We start from the raw sequence: 11,783 nt of genomic DNA, 5'->3' as shown, positions 1-11,783 counted from the left end.
ATTCCGCGCGGGGCCACAACAATTTTCTGGGAGGACAACATGAGAAATCTACTCAAGCTCGCCGCATCCGCGACTGCGCTGACTTTGGCCGCTGCATCCGCGCAAGCGGCTGGTGAAACCGTCTGCCTGATTACCAAGACCGACACCAACCCCTTTTTCGTTAAGATGAAGGAAGGCGCAACCGCCAAGGCAGAAGAGCTGGGCATGACGCTCAAGGCGTTTGCCGGCAAGGTTGATGGCGACCATGAAACTCAGGTTCAGGCCATTGAAACCTGCATTCTCGATGGCGCAAAAGGCATTCTGCTGACAGCATCCGACACCAGCTCAATCGTTCCTGCGGTCAAACAGGCGCGGGATGCGGGGGTTTTGGTCATTGCGCTGGATACTCCGCTTAGCCCGATTGACTCAGCGGACGCGACATTCGCGACGGACAACTACAAGGCCGGTCTGCTGATCGGTCAATGGGCTAAGGCCAAAATGGGCGACGCCGCGGCCGATGCCAAGATCGCGACGCTGGATCTGAACGTCAGTCAGCCGACAGTAGACGTTCTGCGCAATCAGGGTTTCCTCGACGGGTTCGGCGTGGACTTGGCGGACCCAAATGTCATCGGAGACGAAACCGATGCGCGGCTGGTTGGCAGTGACGTGACCGACGGTAATGAAGAAGGCGGGCGCCGCGCGATGGAAAACCTTCTGGCTAAGGATTCATCCATCAACGTTGTTCACACGATCAACGAACCGGCTGCTGCGGGCGCATATGAGGCGCTGAAATCCATCGGGCGTGAAAACGACGTACTGATCGTTTCGGTTGACGGGGGGTGCCCCGGCGTTCAAAACGTCGAAGCCGGTGTAATCGGGGCGACAAGCCAACAATACCCGCTGTTGATGGCCTCGCTTGGGGTTGAGGCCGTGAAAAAATGGGCCGAAGAGGGCGTGAAGCCCGAAAACACACCCGGCAAAGACTTCTATGACACGGGTGTGGCACTCATCACTGACCAGCCGGTTGATGGGGTCGAGTCGCTGTCTGTCGCAGAAGGCCTGGATCTCTGCTGGGGCTAAAGACAGCTCTATTAGGTGAGGCGCGCCGCAGCGCCTCATCAATCCTTTCACCAGCAAACCTAAACTTCCTGTAAACTGATTTCGTGGACGCGATGCCAGCCACGAAAAGGGGGAGAGATGTCTGAAGCAAACCAAAACGCCCAGGAATTCGAAACCGCCGCCAACGCGTCAGAAACCGTAGCGGAATTTGAAGATCACCGGCGTGGTGTTCTGGGGAAGTTGCAGCATCTTCTCCATGTCAACCCTTCCTTTGTGCCGTTGATCGTTCTGGTCGGCGCCATCGTAATTTTCGGCCTGCTGCTGGGGTCCAAATTCTTCTCACCCTTTGCGATGACGCTGATCCTGCAGCAGGTTCAGATCGTGGGCATCGTGGCCGCAGCGCAAAGCCTTGTCATTCTGACCGCCGGCATCGACTTGAGCGTCGGTGCGATCATGGTGTTTTCATCCGTCATCATGGGTCAGTTCACCTTCCGCTACGGTATCCCCGTGCCCATTGCTGTGATGTGCGGGCTGGCAATGGGTACGCTGATCGGGGCTCTCAATGGCTGGCTGGTCAGTCGCGTAAAGCTGCCACCCTTTATTGTCACGCTCGGCATGTGGCAGATCGTTCTGGCGACAAACTTCCTGTATTCCGCAAACGAAACAATTCGCAGCCAGGATATCGAGGCCAACGCCCCGTTCCTGCAATTCTTTGGTACCAAATTCAGCATCGGTGGCGCGACCTTCACGGTTGGCGTGATATTCATGCTCGTTCTGATTTTCGTTCTGGCTTACGCGCTCAAACACACGGCCTGGGGCCGGCATGTCTATGCAGTGGGGGATGACCCTGAGGCGGCTGAACTATCCGGTGTGAACGTGCACAGAACGCTGATGTCCGTTTATATGTTATCCGGTTTGATCTGTGCCTTTGCGGGCTGGGCCTTGATCGGGCGCATCGGGTCGGTTTCACCTACATCCGGTCAGTTGGCCAATATCGAAAGCATCACCGCGGTTGTGATCGGGGGCATCTCTTTGTTTGGCGGGCGGGGATCCATCCTGGGATCGCTGTTTGGCGCGCTGATTGTTGGCGTGTTCACTTTGGGGCTTAGGCTTCTGGGCGCAGACGCACAATGGACCTTCTTACTTATCGGACTTCTCATTATCGCTGCGGTTGCCGTCGACCAGTGGATTAGAAAGGTATCGGGCTAATGTCAGACTCAACTCCAGTCGTCCAAGGCCGCGGGATCGTAAAGCGCTATGGCCACGTCACCGCCATCGACCATTCCGACTTTGAACTGCGCCAGGGGGAAATCCTGGCAGTGATCGGAGATAACGGCGCGGGCAAATCATCCATCGTGAAGGCGATCTGCGGCGCCACAATCCCGGATGAAGGCGAGATTCTGATCGAAGGCAAAAAGGTTAACTTCACCTCTCCGATCGATGCGCGGAATATGGGGATTGAGATTGTTTATCAGCAGCTCGCCATGTCTCCTGCCCTTTCGATTGCGGACAACATGTTCATGGGGCGCGAAATCCGCAAGCAGGGGTTCATGGGCAAATACATGCGTAAGCTTGACCGTCCAGCGATGGAGAAGTTTGCCCGTGAAAAACTGACCGAGCTTGGGCTGATGACTGTACAGTCGATCAATCAGGCGGTTGAGACTCTCTCTGGTGGCCAACGCCAAGGTGTTGCCGTTGCTCGTGCCGCTGCCTTTGCAACCAAGTTTATCATCATGGACGAACCGACGGCTGCTTTGGGCGTCAAGGAAAGCCGCAAGGTGCTTGAACTGATCCAGGACGTGCGTGCGCGTGGCATTCCGATCATCCTGATCAGCCACAACATGCCTCATGTTTTTGAGGTTGCCGACCGCATTCATGTGCATCGGTTGGGCAAAAGGCTCTGCACAATTGATCCCAAGGATTACACGATGTCCGATGCAGTCGCCTTCATGACCGGTGCCAAGGAACCCCCAAAAGAGGACGCAGCGTGATCGAGCAGGACGTACAGCGCGTCTGCGACCTGATCTCCTCCCGGCGGCAAGTTGGAGTCCGGACGATTATCGCAATCGCCGGCCCCCCTGCATCCGGTAAGTCGACCTTAGCGGAAGCCGTTGTGCAATCGCTGAACACACAACAGAGCTCGGCGGTTCCGTCAGCCACACTTGTACCAATGGATGGTTACCATTTGGACAACTGCGTGCTGGAAACGCGTGGATTGCTGGCGAGAAAAGGCGCGCCAGAGACTTTCGACGGGGTCGGGTTTTGCGCTGCAATCAGAGAGCTTCAAGTTACGCGCCACGAGTGCTTTCATCCCAAATTCGATCGCACAATGGACCTAGCTATTGCCAACGCCATTGCGGTTCACCCGGCAACTCCGGTCGTCGTCGTTGAGGGTAACTATCTTCTGATGGACAGCGACCCATGGAGAAACCTGACGGATGTTTATGCCGCGACGGTTTTTATCAGCCCAACTTTGGAAGAGCTTGAAAACAGGCTGCAACACCGCTGGATCAGCCATGGCTTTGACCCGCAAACCGCGCTGCAACGCGCAATAGCGAACGATCTGCCAAACGCTGAACGTGTCATCCGTGATAGCCGGAAAGCCGATCTTATACTGAGCCAGAACTACACTGAATTCGGGATGCGCAACGCATTCTGAATCTGCGCACTGGCTTCAGCCAACCCTTGATGCAGTGCCTCTAGGCAGCCTCAGGTGCAACCCAAGTCACCCCTTACGTAATGAGGAAACCTCATGAAATTCTTCGTGGACACCGCAGAAGTAAACGACATCAAAGACCTGATGGGCTTCGGATTATTGGATGGCGTGACCACCAATCCAAGCTTGATCGTCAAGTCCGGTCGCGATTTCAAAGAGGTCATTGCAGAAATTTGCACTCTGACGGATACGCCAGTATCGGCAGAGGTTGCAGCGTTGGATGCTGCGGGAATGATCGCAGAGGGAGTGCACCTCGCGGCGATCGCAGACAACGTCGTTGTCAAACTGCCGCTGACATTGGATGGCCTCAGGGCCTGTGCTCATTTCAAAAGTGAAGGTATCAGAACAAACGTCACACTGTGCTTTTCACCCAATCAGGCTCTCTTGGCGGCAAAGGCTGGCGCGACCTATGTATCTCCGTTCATTGGCAGATTGGATGACATCAATCTGGACGGAGTCAATCTGATCCGTGATATCCGTAGCATTTACGACAACTATAGTATTGAAACTGAAATCATTGCGGCATCCGTCAGAAGCCCCAATCATATTACAAAGGTGGCATTGGCCGGTTCCGACATCGCCACGATCCCGCCGTCCGTTATTCGCAAACTGATCATGCATCCATTGACCGATATCGGCATCGAGAAGTTTCTCAATGATTGGAATTCGACTGGGCAATCGATCCTTTGATGGATTGCCAACTCGATTGGGGAGGAGCGACCTGTCCCAAATGATTTACCTCTAAGCGGCACTGCTGCATTTTAAGAAATAAGGTCTCAAAGAGAGCCTTTCTGCTTTGTCAAGTACGTCGAGCTTTGTGGAAAACCGTCGTCACTCCTCACTATTGGCGGGATGAACACTAAGGCAACGGCAGACCAATATAAGGTCAACGGTAGGAAAATGGCTAGAGCAATCGGCGAGGTCGCGGCGAAATTCCGGTTTGACCTTGGCAGCCAGACGCCTTCATTTCATAGTGTCATCTTCCCGTAAACGTCCGCTTTCACTCCCGTGCCAATTACCTTTGGCGTCTCCAGGGAATAACAGCTTTCCGTCCTCCGTATTTGTTGCCTCGGTCGCAAAGTGCACAAAGCGGACGTTCCGCCGGAAAACTTTGACAGCAGCTTTGTCGGCAAAGTAGCCCTCCGCTCGGGCGAAAGTAAACGACCGGCTTCCTCGTTTCCAGATGTTCGCGAAAGGTGCCGCAAACATCAGCTTTGAGGTAGCCTATGATCGATTGATCTCGAATCAATTGACCTACCGATTTGCTCTGCCTGAAAATCAAGCAATAACAGGTGGTTGCTGGCTGAATGGTGGTTTTGCTGGGAGCTGTTGTCACTTCATTGCCACCTGATTCTTGGCAACAAACTGGCAACACGGCCCTACATTCCTTCCCCTAAATGCGAGGCTTTCCATTAAGTCTATGATCTAAATGGGGAAAATTGGCTCCGGCGGTAGGGATCGAACCTACGACCAATTGATTAACAGTCAACTGCTCTACCGCTGAGCTACGCCGGAACTGAGGGGCGTATAACAACCCGTATTTTCGGCGTCCAGAGGGGAAGCGCACGGGCCGCCAATTTTTTCCGATTCACGCGATGCGCTTGAAACGAGACGCAACTGACAGATCCCCCAAGGGCGCTACACGGGATCTGCCGGTCAGATCAACCAGATGGGCGAAGACATTACGCTCGGCCGCGGGAAGCAGCGCGGCGGGGGTTTCGATATAGATTCGCTGGGCAAGCTGTTGGGCCGTTTCAGGGCCATTTTCCAGGGCGTCGAGTATCTGTGATTCTCGCTGCAATCGGTGGTCTATCAGCCAATCCAGGCGTTTGTCAGGACCCGTAATGGGGGCACCATGCCCGGGGTGAAAAACCGACCATTTGCGCGCGCGCAGGCGGCGACAGGCTGCCATGAAATCCGTCAGGTCCCCGTCCGGGGGCGAGACCAGAGAGCTGGCCCAGCCCATGACGTGATCAGCCGTAAAGCAGACATCCCCCCAGGCCAACGCGATATGGTTGCCCAGATGGCCGGGTGTGTGGATCACTTCGAGTTGCCAGCCTTCTGCCGCGACGCGTTCACCGTTTTCAAGCTCGATATCAGGGCGGAAATCGGCATCGATTCCCTCACCACCTCCGGCAAGCCCGTTCTGGGCCAGCTCGGTCATGACTTCGCTGCGTCCAGCTTGCGGACCACCAAAAGCCAGAACCGGAGCGCCGGTGCGGGATGCGAGCGGGGCGGCCAAAGGCGAGTGATCCAGATGGGTGTGCGTAACAAATATGTGGCTGATCCGCTGCCCGGGTTCCAGCGCATCAACTATGGCTTGCAAATGGGCATCACTCAATGGCCCAGGGTCGATGACAGCAATGTCCTTATCGCCTAGAAGGTAGGTATTCGTACCACGATAAGTCATTGGCGAGGGATTGGGCGCAAGAATGCGCCTTAGCCCCGGGGCAAGCACGGCAACCTGTCCAGGGAGAGGGTTGAAATCGTCGGGGGCTTGCATTCTGACCTCTTCCTCTTGCCCGGGCAGCCCGCTAGGTTTAGCGCATGTCGACCCAATGGCTCAAACCCTATATGCCGCGCAGCCTATATGCGCGTGCCGCACTCATTCTGGTACTGCCGGTCATTGTCGTGCTTTTGGTGGTGGCGATTGCCTTTTTGCAAAAACATCTTGAAGAAGTGACCGCCCAGATGACCCGCACGGCGGCGCGCGAGGTGACACTGGTGCTGGACGTGATGGAGGGTGCGGAAACCCAGCAGCAGGCATTGGCAGCTGCGCGGCAGGACTTGTCGGTCTTGAACATGACCGCCCGTTTTCTGCCGCCGAATGAAGAGCCGAAAAACAGTCCGCGTCGATGGTACGATTTCATTGCCCCGCAGGTGGATGCGGAAATGCGCAGCTTGTTGCCTGAAACCCAGTATGTGGCTCTGCCAAATGGACAGGAAGTGAGTCTTTTTCTGGCAACCAATCTGGGCATGCTTGAGCTAGAGTTTGATCGCCGACGCCTGTCGCCGACTGCACCGCATCAGCTGATTGTGACGATGGTGTTCTTTGCGGCTCTGATGACAACGATCTCGTTTCTCTACATGCGCAATCAGTTGCGCCCGATCACGCGCCTTGCGGACGCGGCGCAGGCCTTTGGTCGCGGGCGGGTCGTGCCTTATTCACCCGGTGGCGCAATCGAGGTACGCGCTGCGGGCAATGCCTTCGTTGACATGCGCGCCCGAATCGAGCGGCAGATTGAGCAGCGCACGCTCATGTTGTCGGGGGTCAGCCACGATCTGCGCACACCTCTGACGCGTCTGAAACTTGGATTAGCTATGTTGCCCGAGGACGAGGCCGCACCGTTGTTGCAAGACGTGGACGAGATGCAATCGCTGCTGGATGCATTCTTGGACTTCTCGCGTGGCGCTGCAGAGAGCGCACCCGAAGAGATTGAACCCGAAAATTGGTTGAGCCAAATCGTTGACGATGCACAGCGCGCGGGCCAGCACGTTGAACTAATCTCGGTCGAGGGGCGTGGAACGGCAATGCTGCGCCCATCGGCCATGCGCAGGGCAGTAGAGAATCTGATTGGAAACGCGAATCGCTATGGTTCACGCGCCGAGGTCAGCCTTTCGATGACGCCAAAGTCACTACGCATTCGGGTTGAAGATGACGGCCCCGGTATCCCGGTCGAACAACGCACCGAGGCCGTCAAACCCTTCACGCGACTTGATCCGGCGCGAAACCAGAATCAGGGCACCGGCGTGGGATTGGGCCTTGCCATTGTTGCCGATATCGCCCGCGTACATGGTGGTATTCTGCGACTGGGCAGCAGCGAAAGGCTGGGCGGATTAAGCGCGGATATCGTGATTGGACGGTGATTTGGTAGGCCCGGAGGGTCTGCCAGGAATTAAGTTTTGCCCTTTATTATCAACGTGAGTGTCCCAGGCTGGAATACCGTTTGACTCAGCTTTCCAATCCACCCTGGCCTGTTTTGATGCCCCCATTCCAACCAGTCTCATCCGTTCAACCCTTTCAGTATTTGCCTGGGCGCGCTCGTGAATGGACATGATCTCGTATAGAGTAACTCCACGAAGGACGAGAAGGTGATGGATCGCCTTATGAATCATCGAGGGCTACTGGTGAGGGTCTCGTCAAAGTGAAAGAGCTGGGTAGTCGAGCAGTTCGTCTGAAGCGGCCGGCGAGGGCCAGTCGATAGCTGAAGTAGCCGGATCATCTATGGGAATATCGACAGCTAGCGGTGCTGTTCGTTCCGATCTGTCGACAATGCGTTTTGATGCCGAGGTTGCAGGAACCTGCGCTCTCAAGTTTCCAAAGCCAGAACATGACGTATACCGGTCAACCATCCCGAATTATGGAGAGATGTCGCATGACAATGATTTACAAAGACGTCTCATTTAACATGCTCGTGCCGGATACGGACGAGGTGACAAGCGATCCACAGGATTTAAACGACGTTGCCAACAATGATGTCGTAGCTTTTGTAGGGCGTGATTACAAAAGTGTTGTCTGGCTACGATCAAGGTTCCTTATCGTGTACTGACCGAAACAAAACCGTGTCGTTTGACGAATCATGGGGAGGCTCACACTCACAAAATAATGGACAACCGCGAAGTTCTGCCGTCATCCCCATTTGGAAATCACGCAAGAAGTGTGTTGCTGCCGACAGATCGCTATATTACGTTCGTAAATTGGGAGAACGTTGCTTCAGCAAGCCAAAGAATGCCCACCGTGTCGACAATACCGCGGAATGCAACCTAGTCTTATCGACATCAAATCGATCCGTCTCTGGTCGCGCCACTTGTCAACACGATCAAACCAAACAGCGCTATTTCTAGAGAAAGCCAGCTCTCTCAAGCTTCTGACTTATTCGCTGTCCGGTTGATGTCGGCAAAAAATGCCCCGTTCGCTCTGCAAGATAATTCTGCAAATCACTATGAAACGTATCCTCGGTACAAAGTCGCCAGAGAATGTCCAAAGCCTCCTCACTGTGGTCGTACGTTCCAGGATACGCAGAACCAAGTTGTTCGTCACGAACCGCATTTCGCCGGGTGACAATGGGGGTTTTGGTTGCCATTGCATCCAGCAGTTTCCCAGACCCCAAATAATCGCTGTCTGCGCACATTTGCCCAAGTGTCCCGCGGCAGGCTGCAAGCGCTCCGGGTACTTCTCCATAGGGAATGTGACCTAAGGACAATGCTGGCATGGGTAATGTTGTGCGGATGCTTCCAGCAAATGCGGCCAACGGATTAGTTGAAGAGCCAAGCCGTTCTCGGACAATGCTGAGGTTGTCGATCAACTCAATTGGAATTGTCTCTTTAGTGACACGCCCAAAGAATCCAAAAGACTTAGAACCAGTCATCTTTGCGTGCCAAATGAATTTCGACTTGGAAGAGATTGGTTGAAGAAAAAGGGGATCGATAGCTTGCTGGATGTTTAGGATCATATCGGGCAGCACGATCTTGTCGGGATACCATTTGGATAGTTTTTTTCGTACTGCAGCACTGGTGGAATGCTCATACAACAAATTCTGCCACGCCTCTGTCGTGACCACCAGAGCATCGGCTACACGAAAGGCTTCCGGGTCGTAAGGATATGCTAGCGTTATCTTAGGGTGGGGAAGGCTTTTGAACAACTCTGGGTTCGCCCGAACATAATACAGATCATAGTCGCGCGTCGGTGTTCTCAAGCCTCCCGGATCACCTATGATTCCGCGTTCCCAGTCAACGAGGACGTCGTTGTAGTAAACATCTGCAAAGCTGGAGAGACTTCGGTAGAATCGCATTTCGTTTATACGATCCCCAGACAAAGGCTCCATGACAGGGCGATCAAGAAATTGGCAGTAAATTTTGGGACGCTTGGAATTCACGCTGTCAGCCTGTTTTGTTTTGATTGGAATGAGGATGACGCTAACTGCCTCGCTCGGTTCAATCATACCCAACTATGCGGGTCAAGTCCGGGCATGATAGTTTGTGCTGACAAGTGTGACGGCGTATTGGCTGGCGAAAATTTTTTTGTTGAAGCTCTGTCTTTTGTTTGTCCCATTGGAATCACGTGAGGGTACTATCAATAGTTCTTGGGGCAATTTGGCGTTGATTTATATGGAAAATGGCGGTTTTGGTAGGCCCGGAGGGACTCGAACCCCCAACCAAAGCGTTATGAGCGCTCTGCTCTAACCAATTGAGCTACAGGCCCGCCTGAGGGCTTTGCCTATCACGATGGCAGCCCGCGTCAAGCCTGACCGTTGCAACATGGCCCACAATCGAATAACCCGCGCGCAAAGCACTCATGAGGGATTGGCCATGACAGCGGGCAAGAACGGAATCACCTACGCCGACGCAGGTGTAGATATCGACGCAGGCAACGCTCTGGTCGATCGGATCAAGCCTGCGGCCAAGCGCACCAACCGCTCGGGCGTGATGAGTGGGCTAGGCGGGTTTGGCGCTCTGTTCGACCTGAAAGCGGCTGGCTATAAAGACCCGGTTCTGGTGGGCGCAACCGATGGTGTGGGCACCAAGCTGCGGATCGCAATTGATACCGGCGTTGTCGATGGCGTGGGAATCGATCTGGTGGCGATGTGCGTCAACGATCTGATCTGCCAAGGTGCTGAGCCGCTGTTTTTCCTGGATTATTTTGCCACCGGTAAGTTGGACACCGATACTGCCGCGCGGATTATCGAAGGAATTGCCGAGGGGTGTGTCCAATCTGGCTGCGCCCTGATTGGTGGTGAAACCGCCGAGATGCCGGGTATGTACCCTGACGGCGATTTCGATCTGGCCGGTTTCTCGGTTGGTGCCATGGAACGCGGGACCGCATTGCCCGAGGGCGTTGAACAGGGTGATGTCCTGCTGGGGCTGGCTTCGAACGGGGTGCATTCCAACGGCTATTCGCTAGTGCGCAAGCTGGTCGAGATCTCGGGGTCGGGCTGGGAGGCAGAGTCGCCTTTCGGTGGCGGAACATTGGGTGAGGCTCTGCTGACCCCCACGCGGCTGTATGTGAAACCAGCGCTGCAGGCGATCCGGGCTGGCGGCGTTCGCGCGCTTGCCCATATCACCGGCGGCGGCCTCACCGAAAATCTGCCGCGCGTATTGCCCGAAGGGCTCGGGGCCGAGATTGATTTGAATGCTTGGGACTTGCCGCCTGTGTTCAAATGGATGGCCGAGACCGGTGGCATCGCCGAGTCCGAGATGTTGAAGACCTTCAACTGCGGCATCGGTATGATTGTTGTCTGCGCTGCAGATCAGGCAGATGATCTTACAACACTGCTTGCAGAGGCAGGCGAATCCGTTGCGCGCATCGGAACGGTCACCGCAGCGCCGGGTGTGGCCTATTCAGGCAAATTTCTGTGAGCCACAAGCGCGTCGCGATCCTGATCTCCGGGGGCGGATCGAACATGCTGTCGCTGGTCGACAGCATGAATGGCGATCATCCAGGCCGACCATGTCTGGTATTGTCGAACGACGCAAATGCCGGAGGGCTGAAGAAAGCTGCACAGCGCGGAATTCCGACCGCAGCCGTCGACCACAAGCCCTTTGGCAAAGATCGCGCTGCGTTTGAAGCAGAACTGCTTAAGCCGCTTATGGCAGCCCAGCCGGATGTTGTCTGTCTGGCCGGTTTCATGCGTGTATTGACGGGTGAATTTGTAACGCGTTTCCAGGGCCGGATGCTGAACATCCACCCATCGCTTTTGCCTAAGTACAAGGGTTTGAACACCCATGCACGCGCAATTGAAGCAGGCGACGCCGAACATGGCTGCACCGTTCACGAAGTTACTGCCGCGTTGGATGACGGACCGATTCTGGGTCAGGCGCGCGTGGGTGTACGGGTAGGGGACACACCTGAGGAGCTCGCCGCCCGCGTGTTGACCTGGGAGCACAAACTCTACCCTGCCGTGCTTCGCCGTTATTGTATGGGCAACAAAGACCCAGTTCTTCTGCCCTAACGCGGCGGGGTGATTTACACGCAAAGGTTATTCGTCTTATGGTCGCATATCGCTCGGGACGAGGACGGCACGGGCAGTCA

At 55.1% G+C, this 11,783-nt stretch carries 10 protein-coding genes, 2 tRNA genes and 1 pseudogene; 9 read left to right on the top strand and 4 right to left on the bottom strand.

The window, feature by feature from the left end:
• The first annotated feature begins 39 nt into the window (after nt 1–39).
• The 5 genes from ACR0CZ_RS11725 to fsa all read left to right on the top strand — a co-directional run bounded on the left by ACR0CZ_RS11725 (nt 40) and on the right by fsa (nt 4,444).
• Nucleotides 40–1,059 carry a sugar ABC transporter substrate-binding protein gene (locus ACR0CZ_RS11725; RefSeq protein WP_170392952.1) on the top strand — a complete coding sequence of 340 codons (1,020 nt, stop codon included), beginning with the start codon at nt 40–42 and terminating at the stop codon, nt 1,057–1,059.
• A 117-nt stretch (nt 1,060–1,176) separates the two neighbouring features.
• Nucleotides 1,177–2,247: an ABC transporter permease gene (locus tag ACR0CZ_RS11720; RefSeq protein WP_170392953.1), complete on the top strand. Its 1,071-nt coding sequence runs from the start codon at nt 1,177–1,179 to the stop codon at nt 2,245–2,247.
• Nucleotides 2,247–3,029: an ATP-binding cassette domain-containing protein gene (locus tag ACR0CZ_RS11715; protein WP_170402609.1), complete on the top strand. Its 783-nt coding sequence runs from the start codon at nt 2,247–2,249 to the stop codon at nt 3,027–3,029. Before ACR0CZ_RS11720 ends, ACR0CZ_RS11715 begins: the two co-directional genes overlap by 1 nt.
• On the top strand, nt 3,026–3,697 hold the full coding sequence (locus tag ACR0CZ_RS11710) for a nucleoside/nucleotide kinase family protein (protein ID WP_480459330.1): 672 nt from the start codon (nt 3,026–3,028) through the stop codon (nt 3,695–3,697). The genes ACR0CZ_RS11715 and ACR0CZ_RS11710 overlap by 4 nt, the downstream gene beginning before the upstream one ends.
• A gap of 93 nt (nt 3,698–3,790) precedes the next feature.
• On the top strand, nt 3,791–4,444 hold the full coding sequence (fsa, locus tag ACR0CZ_RS11705; protein ID WP_170465320.1) for a fructose-6-phosphate aldolase: 654 nt from the start codon (nt 3,791–3,793) through the stop codon (nt 4,442–4,444).
• Nucleotides 4,445–5,194: 750 nt separating this feature from the next.
• On the opposite strand, the gene ACR0CZ_RS11700 is transcribed toward fsa, so the two are convergent.
• Both ACR0CZ_RS11700 and ACR0CZ_RS11695 read right to left on the bottom strand, forming a co-directional pair.
• Nucleotides 5,195–5,269: transfer RNA gene (locus ACR0CZ_RS11700), tRNA-Asn, on the bottom strand.
• Nucleotides 5,270–5,342: 73 nt separating this feature from the next.
• Nucleotides 5,343–6,257 (bottom strand): MBL fold metallo-hydrolase, encoded by a 915-nt coding sequence (locus ACR0CZ_RS11695; RefSeq protein WP_170392956.1) that lies wholly within the window; start codon nt 6,255–6,257, stop codon nt 5,343–5,345.
• 44 nt (nt 6,258–6,301) lie between these two features.
• Here ACR0CZ_RS11695 and ACR0CZ_RS11690 point away from each other — a divergent pair, with 44 nt between their 5' ends.
• Both ACR0CZ_RS11690 and ACR0CZ_RS11685 read left to right on the top strand, forming a co-directional pair.
• Nucleotides 6,302–7,621, top strand: a complete 1,320-nt coding sequence (locus ACR0CZ_RS11690; RefSeq protein WP_170465322.1) for an ATP-binding protein — start codon at nt 6,302–6,304, stop codon at nt 7,619–7,621.
• Nucleotides 7,622–8,383: 762 nt separating this feature from the next.
• Nucleotides 8,384–8,571: pseudogene (locus ACR0CZ_RS11685) on the top strand (IS5/IS1182 family transposase); the annotation flags it as partial.
• Between the two features lie 24 nt (nt 8,572–8,595).
• Here ACR0CZ_RS11685 and ACR0CZ_RS11680 read toward each other — a convergent pair.
• Nucleotides 8,596–9,696 carry a glycosyltransferase family protein gene (locus ACR0CZ_RS11680; protein ID WP_170392958.1) on the bottom strand — a complete coding sequence of 367 codons (1,101 nt, stop codon included), beginning with the start codon at nt 9,694–9,696 and terminating at the stop codon, nt 8,596–8,598.
• Between the two features lie 183 nt (nt 9,697–9,879).
• Nucleotides 9,880–9,956 (bottom strand) — tRNA-Ile (locus tag ACR0CZ_RS11675).
• Nucleotides 9,957–10,063: 107 nt separating this feature from the next.
• Here ACR0CZ_RS11675 and purM point away from each other — a divergent pair.
• Together purM and purN are read left to right on the top strand one after the other, a co-directional pair.
• Nucleotides 10,064–11,110, top strand: coding sequence for a phosphoribosylformylglycinamidine cyclo-ligase (purM, locus tag ACR0CZ_RS11670; RefSeq protein ID WP_170393681.1), 1,047 nt, complete (start codon nt 10,064–10,066; stop codon nt 11,108–11,110).
• Nucleotides 11,107–11,703 (top strand): phosphoribosylglycinamide formyltransferase, encoded by a 597-nt coding sequence (gene purN / locus ACR0CZ_RS11665; protein ID WP_170392959.1) that lies wholly within the window; start codon nt 11,107–11,109, stop codon nt 11,701–11,703. The genes purM and purN overlap by 4 nt, the downstream gene beginning before the upstream one ends.
• Nucleotides 11,704–11,783: the final 80 nt, after the last annotated feature.

The organism is Ruegeria sp. H9, from assembly GCF_056532915.1.
This window is presented reverse-complemented; position numbering and strand designations above follow the sequence as displayed.

What these genes read in the sequence shown, in the direction of transcription:
- ACR0CZ_RS11695 (WP_170392956.1), bottom strand. Translation starts at nt 6,257, where the DNA reads ATGCAAGCCCCCGACGATTTCAACCCTCTCCCTGGACAGGTTGCCGTG.
- ACR0CZ_RS11690 (WP_170465322.1), top strand. Translation starts at nt 6,302, where the DNA reads ATGTCGACCCAATGGCTCAAACCCTATATGCCGCGCAGCCTATATGCG.
- ACR0CZ_RS11680 (WP_170392958.1), bottom strand. Translation starts at nt 9,696, where the DNA reads ATGATTGAACCGAGCGAGGCAGTTAGCGTCATCCTCATTCCAATCAAA.
- fsa (WP_170465320.1), top strand. Translation starts at nt 3,791, where the DNA reads ATGAAATTCTTCGTGGACACCGCAGAAGTAAACGACATCAAAGACCTG.
- ACR0CZ_RS11725 (WP_170392952.1), top strand. Translation starts at nt 40, where the DNA reads ATGAGAAATCTACTCAAGCTCGCCGCATCCGCGACTGCGCTGACTTTG.
- ACR0CZ_RS11720 (WP_170392953.1), top strand. Translation starts at nt 1,177, where the DNA reads ATGTCTGAAGCAAACCAAAACGCCCAGGAATTCGAAACCGCCGCCAAC.
- ACR0CZ_RS11715 (WP_170402609.1), top strand. Translation starts at nt 2,247, where the DNA reads ATGTCAGACTCAACTCCAGTCGTCCAAGGCCGCGGGATCGTAAAGCGC.
- purM (WP_170393681.1), top strand. Translation starts at nt 10,064, where the DNA reads ATGACAGCGGGCAAGAACGGAATCACCTACGCCGACGCAGGTGTAGAT.